At 65.0% G+C, this 14,755-nt stretch carries 15 protein-coding genes; 5 read left to right on the top strand and 10 right to left on the bottom strand.

Features of this window, described 5'->3' with window-relative positions:
- Positions 1-97: 97 nt before the first annotated feature.
- A complete protein-coding gene (locus OC450_RS19535; RefSeq protein ID WP_211383449.1) occupies positions 98-1,657 on the bottom strand; it encodes an acyl-CoA carboxylase subunit beta in 1,560 nt (519 codons plus the stop codon).
- On the bottom strand, positions 1,587-2,561 hold the full coding sequence (locus tag OC450_RS19530; RefSeq protein ID WP_211383448.1) for an IclR family transcriptional regulator: 975 nt from the start codon (positions 2,559-2,561) through the stop codon (positions 1,587-1,589). The genes OC450_RS19535 and OC450_RS19530 overlap by 71 nt, the downstream gene beginning before the upstream one ends.
- A gap of 94 nt (positions 2,562-2,655) precedes the next feature.
- On the opposite strand from OC450_RS19530, the gene OC450_RS19525 reads away from it, so the two are divergent.
- The 4 genes from OC450_RS19525 to glsA all read left to right on the top strand — a co-directional run bounded on the left by OC450_RS19525 (position 2,656) and on the right by glsA (position 8,190).
- Positions 2,656-2,877 carry an acetyl-CoA carboxylase biotin carboxyl carrier protein subunit gene (locus OC450_RS19525; protein ID WP_028181345.1) on the top strand — a complete coding sequence of 74 codons (222 nt, stop codon included), beginning with the start codon at positions 2,656-2,658 and terminating at the stop codon, positions 2,875-2,877.
- Positions 2,878-3,043: 166 nt separating this feature from the next.
- Positions 3,044-4,210 carry a TAXI family TRAP transporter solute-binding subunit gene (locus OC450_RS19520; protein ID WP_262048485.1) on the top strand — a complete coding sequence of 389 codons (1,167 nt, stop codon included), beginning with the start codon at positions 3,044-3,046 and terminating at the stop codon, positions 4,208-4,210.
- Positions 4,211-4,244: 34 nt separating this feature from the next.
- Complete coding sequence (locus OC450_RS19515) at positions 4,245-6,320, top strand: TRAP transporter permease (protein ID WP_262048484.1); 2,076 nt, start codon at positions 4,245-4,247, stop codon at positions 6,318-6,320.
- Positions 6,321-6,342: 22 nt separating this feature from the next.
- Positions 6,343-8,190, top strand: a complete 1,848-nt coding sequence (gene glsA / locus OC450_RS19510; RefSeq protein WP_262048483.1) for a glutaminase A — start codon at positions 6,343-6,345, stop codon at positions 8,188-8,190.
- Between the two features lie 162 nt (positions 8,191-8,352).
- Here the strand turns inward: glsA and OC450_RS19505 are convergent, their stop codons facing one another.
- Entirely contained in the window at positions 8,353-8,655 is a 303-nt protein-coding gene (locus tag OC450_RS19505) for a nucleoside triphosphate pyrophosphohydrolase family protein (protein WP_211383444.1), read from the bottom strand.
- A gap of 25 nt (positions 8,656-8,680) precedes the next feature.
- A complete protein-coding gene (locus OC450_RS19500; RefSeq protein WP_211383443.1) occupies positions 8,681-9,208 on the bottom strand; it encodes a carboxymuconolactone decarboxylase family protein in 528 nt (175 codons plus the stop codon).
- Between OC450_RS19500 and OC450_RS19495 the strand changes: the two genes are divergently transcribed.
- Positions 9,207-9,437 carry a hypothetical protein gene (locus OC450_RS19495; RefSeq protein WP_211383442.1) on the top strand — a complete coding sequence of 77 codons (231 nt, stop codon included), beginning with the start codon at positions 9,207-9,209 and terminating at the stop codon, positions 9,435-9,437. The genes OC450_RS19500 and OC450_RS19495 overlap by 2 nt on opposite strands.
- Before the next feature lie 255 nt (positions 9,438-9,692).
- Here the strand turns inward: OC450_RS19495 and OC450_RS19490 are convergent, their stop codons facing one another.
- The 6 genes from OC450_RS19490 to eda form a co-directional block, all read right to left on the bottom strand.
- Positions 9,693-10,052, bottom strand: a complete 360-nt coding sequence (locus OC450_RS19490; protein ID WP_211383441.1) for a Zn-ribbon domain-containing OB-fold protein — start codon at positions 10,050-10,052, stop codon at positions 9,693-9,695.
- The gene (locus tag OC450_RS19485; protein ID WP_262048482.1) at positions 10,049-11,185 is read right to left on the bottom strand and encodes a thiolase family protein; all 1,137 of its coding nucleotides are present in this window, start codon (positions 11,183-11,185) and stop codon (positions 10,049-10,051) included. Before OC450_RS19485 ends, OC450_RS19490 begins: the two co-directional genes overlap by 4 nt.
- Positions 11,182-12,405: a CaiB/BaiF CoA transferase family protein gene (locus tag OC450_RS19480; RefSeq protein WP_211383439.1), complete on the bottom strand. Its 1,224-nt coding sequence runs from the start codon at positions 12,403-12,405 to the stop codon at positions 11,182-11,184. The genes OC450_RS19485 and OC450_RS19480 overlap by 4 nt, the downstream gene beginning before the upstream one ends.
- 119 nt (positions 12,406-12,524) lie before the next feature.
- The gene (locus tag OC450_RS19475) at positions 12,525-12,731 is read right to left on the bottom strand and encodes a hypothetical protein (RefSeq protein WP_211383438.1); all 207 of its coding nucleotides are present in this window, start codon (positions 12,729-12,731) and stop codon (positions 12,525-12,527) included.
- 123 nt (positions 12,732-12,854) lie between these two features.
- Positions 12,855-14,024: an acetyl-CoA acetyltransferase gene (locus tag OC450_RS19470; RefSeq protein ID WP_211383437.1), complete on the bottom strand. Its 1,170-nt coding sequence runs from the start codon at positions 14,022-14,024 to the stop codon at positions 12,855-12,857.
- A gap of 73 nt (positions 14,025-14,097) precedes the next feature.
- On the bottom strand, positions 14,098-14,748 hold the full coding sequence (eda, locus tag OC450_RS19465) for a bifunctional 4-hydroxy-2-oxoglutarate aldolase/2-dehydro-3-deoxy-phosphogluconate aldolase (RefSeq protein ID WP_262048481.1): 651 nt from the start codon (positions 14,746-14,748) through the stop codon (positions 14,098-14,100).
- Between the last annotated feature and the right edge of the window lie 7 nt (positions 14,749-14,755).

Raw genomic sequence — 14,755 nt, 5'->3', positions numbered from 1 at the left:
CCCGGGCAGATCGGAAGCGGCGGACTCCCGCCCCACCCATGGCAAATCGGCCTTTCGGACCGATTCGGGACTTTCGGATGCCCGCCTCCGTGGCGCGCTACGGCCTGATCGTCATGTTCTCCGGCGGTCCGGCCTTGCGCAGCGGCTCGGCCAGCCTTGCAAACTCGCACAGCAACGATCTCGTCTTCCTGGGATCGATGATCTCCTCGACCCAGAATTTCTCGGCCGAGCGGAACGGCGAGCGGAGCTTGTTGAGACGCTCCTCGATCTCCTTGAGCTTGGCCGCCTTGTCCTCGGCCGCGTCGATGTCGGCGCGGTAGGCGGCTTCGATTCCGCCTTCGAGCGGGAGCGAGCCCCAATAGGCCGACGGCCAGGCATAGCGGATCGAGAACCGGTCGGCCGGCTGATGCACAACGCCGGCGACGCCGAACGCGTTGCGCAGGATCACGGTGCACCAGGGCACGGTGGTTTGGTTGACCGCCGCCATGGCGCGGACGCCGTGGCGGATGGTCGCCGCCTTCTCGGCATCGAGGCCGATCATGAAGCCGGGGCAGTCCATGAGATAGACGATCGGCAGATGGAAGGTTTCCGCGAAGTCGACCCAGCGCACCACCTTCTGACAGGCATCCGCCGTCCAGGAGCCGCCATAGTGAAAGCTGTCGCTCGCAAGGAGCAGCACCGCCCTGCCCTCGAGTCGCGCCAACCCGACGATGACAGGCTTGCCGAAATTCTTTGCGACCTCGAAGAACGAGCCCTTGTCGACGACGGACTCGATGATCGGGCGCATCTTGTAGACCTGCTTGCGGTTTCGCGGCACCGCATTCATCAGGGCTTCCTCGGTGCGCTCCGGATTATCGGTGCAGGGCAAGGTCGGCGGCAGCTCATGAACCGATGACGGCAGATAAGACAGAAAGCGCCGCGTGCAGGCGAAAGCCTCTTCCTCCGTGTCGACGGCATGATCGACCGCGCCGGCGCGGGTCTGGATGTCCGCGCCGCCGAGCTCCTCCTTCGAGAGGTCCTGCCCCAGCGCCTTCACCACCGGCGGCCCGGCGACGAACATCGCTGACTTCCGGGTCATGATGGAATAGTGGCTGGCGGCCAGCCGCGCCGCACCCAAGCCCGCAACCGAGCCGAGGCCGAGCGCGACCACCGGCACACGCGACAGATTTTCGGTCGTGAAGCGATACCAGCGGGTGCCGCCGATGCCGCCAGGCAAATTCGCGGCCCCCTTGGTCTCGATGGTCTTGACCGAGCCGCCGCCGCCGGAGCCTTCGATGATGCGGACGATGGGCAGACGGAAGTCGTGCGCCATCTCCTCCGCCATCAGGGGCTTTGCGGAAATGGACGCATCGGCCGAACCGCCGCGCACGGTAAAGTCGTCGCCGACGACGACCACTGTGCGGCCGTCGATGCGCCCGCGGCCGAACACGCAGTTCGCCGGCGTCAGCTTCTTCAGCTCGCCGCCGGAATCATATTCACCGATGCCGGAGACGGCACCGATCTCGTGAAAGCTGCCCTTGTCGATCAGTCCGTCGATGCGCTCCCGAACAGTCAGCCGGCCCTGGTCATGCTGACGCTTGACCTTGTCAACGCCGCCCATCTCCCGCGCGAAGGCTTCGCGCCGGGCGAGCTCGTCGAGTTCCGGCTTCCAGTTCATCCACTCCCTCCGAATTGATCGGCTTGTTATTGTTGTGCACGGCCATCGCGACCGGTTTGCGCGAGATACGAGCGTTGAAGACGTCGCCTTCCGCGCCTTCGAGCAGGCTGCCGAGCGAGCGGCCGAGCGCGACCATCAGCGGCGCGACTTCGGCATGCAGACGCTGCTCGTCATACATCGCGGACAGAAGACCGATCGTGATCACCACGAAGGTCTGGTACTGCGGCGACCAGATCGGCACCGCGAGGCCGTTGATGTGCGGGCTCCACAGGCCGCAGGCCGTGACGTAACCGCGCTCGCGCAGCGACTGCCGGTTGGCCTCGATGCGGGGCCGCAGGATTTTTACAGCCTCGGGAGCTTCCCGCTCCATGTCCGCGATGAAGGCATCACCGAGCTCGGGCGCCAGCGCCGCGGTGTAGGCCGCGCCCGCAGCGGTCGAGGCCATCGAGATGCGACTGCCGGTGCCCTCGTGCAGGCCGAGCGCAGAGGCCGAGCGCGCGAACTGGAGATAGACCAGATGGAAGCGATCGGGCACGACGAAGCCGACGGTGCCCGGCAGTTGCTCGGCCACTTCCTGCAGGCGCTGGCGGATCATGCTGCGCAGTTGCGCGCCCTTCATCATCGAGGCGCTCATCGCGACCGCGCTCGGGCCGATGCGATATTTCTGGTCGCGCGGCAGATAGACGAGTTGGCCCATCCGCGTCAGCGTGTGCGTGAGCCGCGACACCGTCGAGCGCGGCAGTCCGCAGCGATTTGATATCTCGAGATTGCCGAGCCTGGCCTCGTGGCCCTCGAAGCATCGCAACACGTCGAACGCGCGCGACACCACCTGGATGACATCACCCTCACCGGCGTCGCCAGCGAGTGCTCCTTGCCTACTCAACCGCTCTGAACGTCGTCCCATGTTCCCTACCGCTTGTTCCGCTGTGCGGAATTAAATTCCACTTGCAGACGACGCTACCTCAGGCATTTTGCGGCGACAACAAAAAGGCGATGGCATGCCAGAAATTAAGATCGTCACGGAGATCGCCGGACGCGTCTGCGCAACTCCCGTGCAAGTTGGAGGAACCGTTGCGGATGGCGACGACGTTGTGGTGGTCGAGGCGATGAAGATGGAGATACCGGTGCCCTCGCCCGCGAGCGGCACGATCACATCGTTGCTGGTGAAGCTCGACGACGTCGTGGCCGAAGGACAGGCGATCGCGATCGTCGCGAACTGACTGCTTATCTCGAGGCTTCCGCGACAATCTGTCAGCCTCGTTCCTCCGCGCGCGGTACAGCGTTGCCATCGCCTGATCGCGGTGACATGATCTGTTTCAAACAAAAATATGTTTCAAACAAAGAACGAAATCTTCGTGGCGAAAGCGAAGACGATGGGAGGGAAATATGTCTCGTGGGCTGATGTTGCTCGCGCCTGCCTTGGTTGCGGGCGTTTCTTTTGCGTCTACACGCTATGCAATGGCCGATGACATCAAGCTGCCGGCGACATTGACGTTCACCGCCTATGACACCGGCACCGCCGGATTCAACATCGCGGTCGGCGTCGGCAAGATGATGAAGGACAAATACTCGACCGACGTGCGCGTGCTGCCGGCCGGCAACGACGTCGCGCGCCTCGCACCGCTGCGCGCCAAGCGCGCGGCCTCCGCGGCAATGGGGTCGGGCAGCTATTTCGCACAGGAAGGCGTGTTCGAATTCGGCTCCAGGGAATGGGGTCCGCAGCCGCTCCAGATCCTGCTCTCGTCGGTCGACTGCAATTGCGGCACGCTCGGCGTTGCCGCCGATACCGGCGTGAAGGACTTGAAGGACCTCAAGGGCAAGCGCGTCGGCTTTGTCGTCGGCTCGCCGGCGCTGAACCAGAACTCGCTCGCGGTGCTCGCCTTCGCAGGGCTGACGCAGAAGGACGTCAAGATCGTCGAGTTCGCAAGCTACGGCGCGATGTGGAAGGGCCTGATCAACAACGACACCGACGCCGCCTTTGGCACCACCATCACGGGCCCGGCCAAGGAAGCCGAAACCTCGCCGCGCGGCCTGGTCTGGCCGCCGCTGCCGGCCAAGGATAAGGAAGGCTGGGCGCGGATGCAGAAGGTCGGCTCGTTCTTCTTCCCGCAACTTGCAACCTGCGGCGCGGGTATCACGCCGGACAAGCCGATCGAACTCGGCAACTACCCCTACCCTATCTTCGTCGCCTACGCCTCGCAGCCGGCCGACCAGGTCTATGCGATCACCAAGGCGATGATCGTGAACTACGATTCCTACAAGGATTCCGCGCCCGGCGCCGGTGGGCTTGCCGCCGACCGGCAGACCAAGAACTGGGTGGTGCCGGTGCATCCCGGGGCGGTGAAGGCGCTGAAGGAAGCCGGGCAATGGAGCGAGGCGCAGGACGCCTACAACAACAAGCTGATCAAGCGCCAGGAGGTGCTCGGCGCGGCATGGGCCGATTACGGCAAGACCAGCCCGCCTGCGGATGACAAGGCCTTTCTCGACGGCTGGATGAAGGCGCGCGCCGCTGCGCTCGCCAAGGCCGACATGCCGAACGGCTTCGACGAATAATCGTCAGCGGTCAATTGCCCACGCGGGGTCGATCATGTCGTCTGCTTCCGTCTCCACCGCCCCGCAGGACGTGGCCAAGCGGGTCGTGTTCGACGATCCGCACGGCGCCGCCGCCAACATGCAGGAAGCCGAGGTCACGCGCGTCCGCAGCTTGCGCGGTGCCTGGCGCTGGACGCTCGTCATCGCGACCGCGGCGACGATTCTTCTTTGCGTCAATCAGCAATTCTCGCTGCGCTTCTTCGTCGGCTACACCCAGCTCAACACGGAGTACTTTTATCTCCTGATCGCCCTGATGCTGCCCTTCACATTCGTGATCTTCCCGGGCACCGAGCGCGCGCCGCTCGACCGCATTCCCTGGTACGACCTCGTCTTCTTCCTTGTGACTTTTGCCGCCGCGCTGCTGCTGATGTCGAACGTGCGCAAGGCGGCGGAGGCCGGCTGGGAATTCGGCGGCGCGCCGAATACCGTGATCGCCGCGGGTCTCGTGATGTGGGTGATGCTGATGGAGGCGCTGCGCCGCACCGGCGGCTGGAGCCTGCTGCTGAGTGTCTTCCCCTTCACGGTCTATCCGCTGTTCGCGGAGTCCGGCTGGCTCGGGCCGTTCCGCGGCACGCAATCGACGCTGGAACAGGCGACCGCCTATCACGTTCTGTCGGGCGAGAGCCTGCTCGGCATTCCCATCCAGGCCTTCGCCGACACCGTGATCGGCTTCCTGGTGTTCGGCACCGCGCTGATGATGACGGGTGCCGGAAAATTCTTCATCAATCTCGCCTTCGCGCTGTGCGGCACCTTTCGCGGCGGCGCGGCCAAGGTCTGCATCTTCGCCAGCGGCCTGCTCGGCATGATGTCGGGCTCGATCATCTCCAACGTGCTAACGGCCGGCACCATGACCATTCCTGTCATGAAGAAGAGCGGGTTCCGCGCCTCCTATGCCGGCGCGATCGAGGCCTGCGCCTCGACAGGCGCGGTGCTGGCGCCGCCGGTGATGGGGGCGACCGCCTTCGTCATCGCGCAGTTCCTCAATGTCAGCTACGCCGACGTCGCGCTCGCCGCGGTTATTCCGGCCGCGCTCTATTACATCGGCCTGTTCATGCAGGTCGATTCCTACGCCGCGCGGCACGGGCTGAAGGGCATTCCGCGCGCCGAGCTGCCGCGTGTCTTGGATACGATCAAGGACGGCTGGTACTACGTCTTCGTCATCGCGCTGCTGATCGTCATGCTGCTCTACTTCAAGCGCGAGAGCCACGCGCCGTTCTATGCCACCGCGCTGCTGCTGGTTCTCAACCAGCTCTTTTCCAGGGACACGCGCTGGACGATGGCGACCATCGGCAAATTCCTCGAGGTCAACGGCCGCACCTTCGTCGAACTGGTCGGAATTCTCGCCGGCTGCGGCCTTTTGATCGGGGCGTTCTCGATGACCGGCGTGGTGTCGAGCCTTGCCAACGATCTGCTGCACATCGCCGGCGACAATCCGTTCCTGCTGCTCGGCATGTGCGCCCTCACCAGCCTCATTCTCGGCCTCGGGCTGACGACGACGGCCTGCTACATCTTCCTCGCCATCCTGGTGGCGCCCGCGCTGGAGAAGCTCGGGCTGAACAGGATGGCCGTGCACATGTTCATCTTCTACTGGGGCATGCTGTCGTCGATCACCCCGCCGGTCGCGATCGCGTCCTTTGCGGCGGCCGGCATCGCCGGCTCGCCGGCGATGAAGACGGGCTGGGAATCGATGTGGGTCGGCAGCATCATCTACTTCATCCCGTTCTTCTTCGTGCTCAATCCGGCGCTGGTGCTGCAGGGACCCAGCCCCTATCTCGCCGCTCTCGGCCTGATGGGGCTGGCGGCGTTCGGCACCCTCTTCATCTGCGGCGGCATCCAGGGCTATCAGCCCTTCGTCGGCGACCTGCGCGGCGCCGGCGCACTGGAATGGCCGATCCGCGTGCTGCTGGTGATCGGCGGCTTTGTGGTGGCGACCCCGGGCGGCGGCATCATGCCGCTGTCGCAGATGCAGGTGACGCTGCTCGGCCTCGCCATCCTCGGCCCCACCGTGTTGCTCGCCCTGCTGCTGGTCCGTCGGCAGACCATGGTGCCGAACGGGTTGCGCGTGCCCTGATTGCGTTGCACAAAGAGAGGCGATGGAACCGCTTTCGCCGCTCGCCTCCGCCTGGACCCGCTCGAAGCCGCCCTTGCTGCGGTTTCTGGACAATTGTCTCAACGAATTCTCGGCCGAGACCGCAGGCAGCGTGGCCGACTACATTCCCGAACTCAGCAAAGCCGATCCTGCCTATTTTGGCATCAGCCTCGCGACGCTGGACGGGCATGTCTATGAAGTCGGCGACAGCCGGGTGCCCTTCACCATCCAGTCGATGTCGAAACCGTTCGTGTTCGCGCTGGCGCTGGATCTGCTCGGCGCAAACAGGGTCGAGAGTGCGATCGGCGTCGAGCCCTCGGGCGATCCCTTCAACTCGATCCGCCTCAACTCGGAGAATCATCCGTTCAACCCGATGGTCAATGCCGGCGCGATCGCCTGCACCGGGCTGATCTACGACAGCAAGGGCCCTGACGCGTTCGAGCAGATCCGCCTCGCGCTCAGCCGCTTTGCGGGCCGCGATCTCACCGTGGACGAGGCGGTCTATGCCTCGGAGAGCCAGACCGGCGACCGCAACCGGGCCATCGGCTATCTCCTGAAGACGAATGCGGTGATCTCGGACAACGTCGCAGCCGTGCTCGACGTCTATTTCCGGCAATGCGCGGTGCTGGTCAGCGCGCGCGACATCGCGGTGATGGCGGCAACGCTCGCCAATCGCGGCGTCAATCCCGTCACGGGCGAACAGGTGCTGAGCGCCTACGCGATCTCGCGCACGCTGTCGGTGATGACGTCGTCGGGCATGTACGACTATGCCGGCGAATGGATCTACCGGATCGGCATTCCCGCCAAGAGCGGAGTCGGCGGCGGCATTCTGGCCGCGCTGCCTGCCCGCCTCGGGCTCGGCAGCTATTCGCCAAGGCTCGACAAGCACGGCAACAGCGTGCGCGGCATCAAGGTGTGCGAAGCCTTGTCCTCGCACTACGACCTGCACATGCTCAACCGCAGCGACGATGCGCGCAACGCCGTCATCGCCGACTACGACATCGGCAAGAGCCCGTCGCGCCGTGTCCGCCGGCCTCAGGAGCGCGACATTCTCGCGACGCATGAGCAGGAGGTAAGGATCATCGAGCTGGTCGGCACGCTGTCACTGTCGGCGGTCGACTACGTCTCGCGCCGGCTTGCGGGCCGGCCGCGGCCGCAATTCGTGATCTTCGATCTGCACCGCGTCACCTCCACGACACGGGCCGGCGCACGGCTCGTGGCCGAGGCGTTCGCGGAACTCGCCGCGCTCAATGTCACGGTGGTGCTGTCAGGCGTCAGGCGCGCCTCGAAAGAGTGGAATACGTTGCGGGAATGGACCGCGGAGCTGAAGAATGTCCGCGACTTCTATCTGCTCGACACCGCGATCGAATGGGCCGAAGACCAGATCGTCTACCGCTACGGCGGCTCGATCGATTTTCACGAGACCACCGAGCTTGCCGAGCAGCCGCTGCTCGAAGGGCTCAGCGCGGAAGAGCTGACCGACCTCGCCTCGATCTGCACGATCCGCACCTATCAGTCCGGTGCAAAGATCCTCACCACGGGCGATCCCGCCGATGCTCTGTTCTTCCTGCGCAGCGGCGCGGTGCATGTCACGCTTCCCGACGGCGTGCGGCTGGCGACGCTCACCGCCGGCATGGCCTTCGGCGAAATGGCCCTGATCGAGACCACCCGCTCCGCCGACGTGTTCGCGGACATGGCGGCGACCGCGTTCGAGGCGCCCCTGAAGGACTTCGAGCGCTTCCGCGAGCAGCACCCGCGGGCCTCGGAGCGCATCATGCGCAATTTGGCGCAGCTCCTCGCCGATCGCCTGATTGTCGCCAACGCCAAGGTGGATATTCTGACGTCGGCTTGAGCGCGCGCCTCGTCCTTCGAGACGACCGCTTCGCGGTCTCCTCAGGATGAGCCTAAGCGGCATCAGCACTCGTTGAAACCACCGCCGCGCGCTCGGTCCTCATCCTGAGGGCCCGGCTGCGGCGGGCGTCTCGAAGGATGGCCACAAGGAAAATCGTTCCCTCTAGCGGCTTGCCGCCTCGCTGATCCGCCGCCTGATCTTGGCGGCGCTGGCCTTGAGCAATTCGGATGGCTGCTGGCCGGTCGCGGCGCACAGGCAGGCCCAGTAATAGATGACGTCGCCGAGCTCTTCGACGAGACCAGCCTTGTCGAGCCAGTCATCGCGCAGCAGCTTCTTGATGTGCTCGGCGACCTCGCCGGATTCGCCGGCGAGGCCGAGCCCGAGATAGGACAGCCGCTCGTTGGACGGATGCTCATCGACTTTCGCAACGCTGGCGGCCCAGGCCGCATATTCATCGATCGTCATCGGCATCCCTCGCCGCAGCTATGGATCAGCCCACCACTTCCGTGACCGGCTGAAGATCGATCTCGAACGTCTCCAGGAACTTTGACGTCATGATGTAGAAGCCGACCGAAAGCTGCAGCTCGACCAGTGCGGCGGGCGTCAGCTTCGATGCGATCGCCTTGAAGGTCGCCTCGGTCGGCTTGTTCAATTTCACGATCTCGTCGGTGAAGGCGAGCGCGGCACGCTGGGTTTCGTCGAAGCACTTGGCGGCCTGCCAGTTCTCGAGCGCCTCGTTCTGCTCGTCGGTCACACCGACATTCTTGCCGATGCGCTTGTGCGCGACGATCTCATACGGCGCCTCGCACAAAATGCCGGTGCGGGTGATGGCGAGCTCGCGCACGATGGGGTCAAGCTCGCCCTTGTGGCGGATGGCGCCGCCGAGGCGGCAGTATTGCTCAAAATAGCTCGGCGAATGCGACATCATGCGGAAAATGTTGGCATTGCGATTCTTGTCGAGGATTTCGCGGGTGCGGTCGGATGCCCTGGACGGGTCGCTGTAGTTGATGCGGGCCATGATTTTCCTGAAGATTTTCCCTGAGCCTTTGATGCTTTTTGTCGTTAGCGGCGAAAGTTCCAGGAAACTCTATTCTTGCGCGTCCGCAGGAGCAACAACATCGAGTCAAAATGCCGCCGCATTGCTGATCGACCTTGGCACAGTCGATATTCGCCGCGTGGGGACAAATCGCGGTGAGTACTCGCAAGGGGTGTTCCGAGTAAAAACAATTGGCCGTCGGGTGCGCTAGCCGCGCAACGATGAGTCACGCCCAAGTCTAGGGAGAAAATGGCATGAAGGAAGCCACCAAGGGGGCGGCCTCGGGAGCGCTCGCGCATATGCTGGCGGTGACGGCGATGCTCGTCATCGCCAGCATCTTGTTCTACGGGCGCTACTAAGCGCTTTACGAGTTTTCGTCATTCCGGGGTGGCTCTCGCACAGGCCAGGCCCAGAATACTCGTTCCAGGCTCGGTCTCTCAGGACCGCCCCCGAATGACGAATCCCGCTATTTCCCCTTCGAGAAGAACGGCACCAGTTTTCCGGCAAAGGGCCTGAAGCCCGCGATCACTTCGTCGCCGATGGCGAGACCATTCTCGCCATGCGCCATCATGCGAAAACCCTCGGCGCAATCGACCAGCAGAATGTTGTAGGGCACGTGCGCGCGCGTCTCTGGGGTCGCGGCGCGGCAGACCAGCGAGGTCGCGTAGACCCTGCCCTTGCCGCTGGCACGCGCCTCGCGCGGATCGGATGCGCCGCAGGCCGCGCAGAAGCCGCGATGGAAATATTGCACATGGCCGCATGAAGCGCAGGCCTGGTAGATGATGGCTTCTTCGCCCCTGGTCCAATCCGCCAGACGTTCGCTCATCGCACCCGCTCCAGGAACATGCTGACATGGGAGGACAACACGCCGCCGTCGCCGTGCAGGAGCGCGATCGAGGCGTCGCGCACCTGGCGATTCGCCGCCCGCCCGGTCATCTGCAAATGCGCCTCGACCAGGTGCGCCATGGCTCCGCCGACGCCGCAATGGCCGTAGCTGAGCAGGCCGCCATGGGTGTTGAGCGGCATCGCGCCGTCGCGGCTGAAATGACCTGATCGCACGCGTGCCGCCGCCTCGCCCCGGCCCGCAAGGCCGAGGTCTTCCAGCAACATGGCGAGGGTGATCGTGAAACTGTCGTAGATCGCGGCGTAGCGCACGTCGGAGATCGCCAGCCCCGTGGCCTCCCTGGCGCGGGCGATGGAAATCTCGGCGCCGAGCTCGCTTAAGCCGGGTGCGACCGTGACGTGCTGATGGGTGTGGGCCTGGGCACAGCCGCGAATACGCACGCCGGCCTCGCCGGTGCTCTCGCGGCCGATAACGAACGCCGCACCACCATCGGACACCGGACAGCAGTCCAGCAACTTCAACGGCATCGCCACCGGTTTCGAGGCCATGACATCGGCGATGGTGATGGGATCGTGGAATTGCGCGCCGGGATGGGTGCAGGCGTGCGCGCGCATCAGCACGGCGAACTCGGCGAGGTCTTCTTCGGTCACGCCGTATTCGTGCATGTAACGAGTGGCGACCAGGCCGTAATAGGCGGGAATGGTCGGGCCGAGCGGCACCTCGTAGTCGGGATGGCCGACCTGCGCCAGCGCTTGGATCGAAGCGTCGCGGCTCTGCCCGGTCAGGCGGTTCTCGCCGGCGACGACGAGGACGTTGCGGGCAACGCCTGCCCCGACGAGGTGATGGGCAAGCATGGTCATCGCGGGCCCGGTGGCGCCGCCGACCTGCACGGCGTGGGCGTAGGACGGGCGGATGCCGAAATGCTCGGCGAAGACGGTCGCCAGCATGATGTGCGGCGAGACGGTGGAATAGCCGCACAGGATGCCGTCGATATCAGGACGCTTCAGCCCGGCGTCGTCGAGCGCGGCCTGCGCGGCCCTGCTCATCAGGTCGAGCGAGGACGAGCCTTCATGCTTGCCGAAGGACGTGAGGCCGACGCCGGTGACGAAGCTCATGGGCGCACCTGTGCATCGTCATTGCGAGGCGGCGAACGGGTGACGCCGTCGCGGACCATGGCGGCGATCTCGTCCGCGGAATAGCCGATCTCGCGCAGAATCTCCGCGCCGTGCTCGTTGAGCTGCGGTGCGAGCCGCACCGGCTCGGCCCCGGTCTCCGACCACGTGGCGGTCACCTTCATGCTGCGGATCGGGCCTTCGGTCGGATGGTTCACAACCGGGAAGAAGTTGGTGGCCTCCAGATGCTCGTCGTGCAGCATCGAGGCGAGGTCGTGCATCGGCATCACCGGTACATCGGCCCTGGTCAGCAGGTCGATCCATTCCGCCGTGGCGCGCGTCTCGAAGATGCGCGCGAGCTCGGCATAGACGACGTCGATGTTGGCGGCGCGGCCCGCGAAGGTCGCGAATTTGGGATCGGCGCGCAGATCGTCGCGGCCGGTTGCCTTGAAGAAATTTTCCCACTGCTTGTCGTTGTAGACGATGACGCTGAGATAGCCGTCCGAGGTCTTGTACGGCCGGCGGTCGCGCGAGAGGTGGCGGGCATAGCCGCCCTTGTCGAGCGGCGGCTCGTAGGTGAGACCGCCCATGTGGTCGCCCATGACGAAGCCCGCCATGGTCTCGAACATCGGGATGTCGACGCGCTGGCCGCGGCCGGTGCGGTCGCGGTGCACGAGACTGGCGCAGATCGCGCCGACCGCGGTCAGGCCGACGATGCGGTCGACCAGCGCGTTCGGCACGTAGCGCGGCACGCCGTCGCCGGTTTGCGCCATCAAGGCGGGGAGCGCCGTGGCGCCCTGGATCAGATCGTCATAGGCGGGTTTGGCGGCATAAGGCCCGTCCTGGCCGAAGCCGAATACGCCGGCATAGACCAGCCGCGGATTGATTTCGGAGACGACGTCATAGCCGAGCTGAAGCCGCGCCATCGCCTGCGGGCGGACGTTGTAGACGAGAACGTCGGCGTCCTTGAGCAGCCGCAGCACGGCCTCGCGCCCCGCAGGCTTCTTCAGATCGAGGCAGATCGAGCGCTTGCTGCGGTTGGTGTTGAGGAACACCGGGCCCATGCCGGCATGGCGCATCGGACCGATCAGGCGGGTGACGTCGCCGTCGAGCGACTCCACCTTGATCACGTCGGCACCGTAATCGCCGAGCATCTGGGTCGCATAGGGCCCCATCAGCACGGTGGTCATGTCGACGACCTTGATGCCCTTGAGCGGCCCCATTCGTTCACTCCCGATTGCGCGGGCTCACATGGGCCCCGCGATTTCGGTCCAGCTAACGGCAGCGACGCCGGGCGCGCAAGGGCAGCCGGCGTATGGCCGCATGCGCAGCGATGCGGCCGCTATTTCTTCTGACGGGATTCGCGAACCTTGAGGAGGCGGTCGAGCTCCTCATTCTGCTGGTTGATGCGGTCGGCGATGCGCGACTCGCTCTGCTCGCCGGAAGCAGCCGCGGCCTGCTCGATGAGCTGGCGGATATTGTCCTCGAGGATCGCGATGCGGTCGTTGAGTGCGTCCATCGACAGCGAGTCTTCGTAGTCATTGCTCATGATGCTTTTCCGCAAATCAATCAGGAGCCGCAGGGTGGGCCAAGCGAAGCGTGCCCACCATGATTTAACGCAAGGAAAACGGTGGGCACGGCGCTTTCGCGCCTTTGCCCACCCTGCGAGGGCTTACTTCAGCGGCTCCAGCACGGAGACGTAGTTGGCAACCGCCGCACCGCCCATGTTGAAGATGCCGCCAAGCTTGGCGTTCTTGAGCTGCATACCCTCGGGCGCCTGGCCGGCAAGCTGCATCGCGGTCATCACGTGCATGGAGACGCCGGTGGCGCCGATCGGATGGCCCTTGGACTTCAGACCGCCGGACGGATTGACCGGCAGCTTGCCGTCCTTGAGGGTCCAGCCCTCCTTGATGGCACGGGCGCCCTGCCCCTTCGGCGTCAGGCCCATCGCTTCGTATTCGATCAGCTCGGCGACCGTGAAGCAGTCGTGAGTCTCGACGAAGGAGAGATCGGAAAGCGTAACGCCCGCCTTTTCCAGCGCGCGCTGCCAGGCGACCGTGCAGCCCTCGAACTGAAGGATGTCGCGCTTGGACATCGGCAGGAAGTCCTGGGCGTGCGCGGTGGCGCGGAACCCGATCGACTTGCTCATGGTCTTGGCGGTCTCGGCATCGGCCAAGATCAGCGCAGCGGCACCGTCGGAGACGAGCGAACAGTCGGTGCGCTTCAGGGGGCCGGCGACGTAGGGGTTCTTCTCGCTCTCGGAACGGCAGAAATCGAAGCCGAAATCCTTGCGCATCTGGGCGTAGGGATTGGCGACGCCGTTCTTGTGGTTCTTGGCCGCGATCAGCGCCAGCGCATCGGACTGGTCGCCGTATTTCTGGAAGTAGCCGCTGGCGATCTTGCCGAACACGCCGGCGAAGCCGCCGACGGTGTCGCCGTCCTCGGGCAGATAGGACGCCTTCAAGAGGTTCTTGCCGATCTCCGGACCCGGCGTGCGCGTCATCTGCTCGACGCCGACGACCAGCACGATTTTCGCGGCCCCCGCAGCGATCGCGCGCAGACCCTGGTGCACGGCAGCGGATCCCGTGGCGCAGGCGTTCTCGACGCGGGTGGCCGGCTTGAAGCGCAGCTTCGGATCGGCCTGAAGCACCAGCGAGGCGGTGAAATCCTGCGGCGAGAAGCCGGCGTTGAAGTGACCGAGCACGATCTCGTCGACGTCACCGGCCGAGATGCCGGCATCGGCCAGCGCCTCGTTGGCGACCTTCACCACGAGGCTTTCCACGGTCTCGGTGTCGAACTTGCCGAACGGCGTATGCGCCCATCCGACGATGCTGGCTGACATGGTCTTCTCTCCCTGGGGTCGTCTGATCTCAAATCTTGCCTGAGCTAAGTCTTAGCCCAGGGATGGCAAGACTTCACGCGGCTTTCAGCGCCTCGAGGGTGCGCTGGCAGATGGCAGTTATGCCGGCCCAGTTCCCGGCCTTCACCTCCGCCGCCGGGCACAGCCAGGAACCGCCGACCGCCACCACGTTGGGCTCGGCCAGCCAGCTCCCCGCATTGGCCTCGCCCACCCCGCCGGTCGGACAGAACCGCACGTTCGGGAACGGGCCGCCGAGGGCACGCAGGCCGTTGATGCCGCCGGCCTGCTCGGCAGGGAAGAATTTTGCGACGTCGAGGCCGTAGGAAAGCGCCATCATCAGTTCGGACGCCGTGGCAATGCCCGGGGCAAACGGCAAGGAGCTGTCGGCCGCGGCCTTGAGGAGATCGGGGGTCAGGCCCGGGCTGATGCCGAACGCGACGCCGAGCTTCTCGACACGGGTGAAGTCGGCCGGATTGAGAATCGTGCCAATGCCGACGACCGCCTCGGGCACCTCGGCCATCATCGCCCTCGCGGCCTCGATCGCAACAGGGGTGCGCATGGTCACCTCCAGCGTGCGGACGCCGCCGGCAACCAGCGCTTTCGCCAGCGGCACGGCATCCTGGATCCGTTCGATGGTGAGGACAGGAATAACGGTCGCGGCCTTGAACAGTGCGACGAGGTGGTTCTGTTGGGCAGTCGTGGTCATCGCTATC

The organism is Bradyrhizobium sp. Bra78 (assembly GCF_024519855.1).
In the GTDB taxonomy this organism is placed as follows: Bacteria; Pseudomonadota; Alphaproteobacteria; order Rhizobiales; family Xanthobacteraceae; genus Bradyrhizobium; species Bradyrhizobium japonicum_G.
The sequence above is the reverse complement of the archived record's forward strand: the minus strand, read 5'-3'. Positions and strand labels throughout refer to the sequence as shown.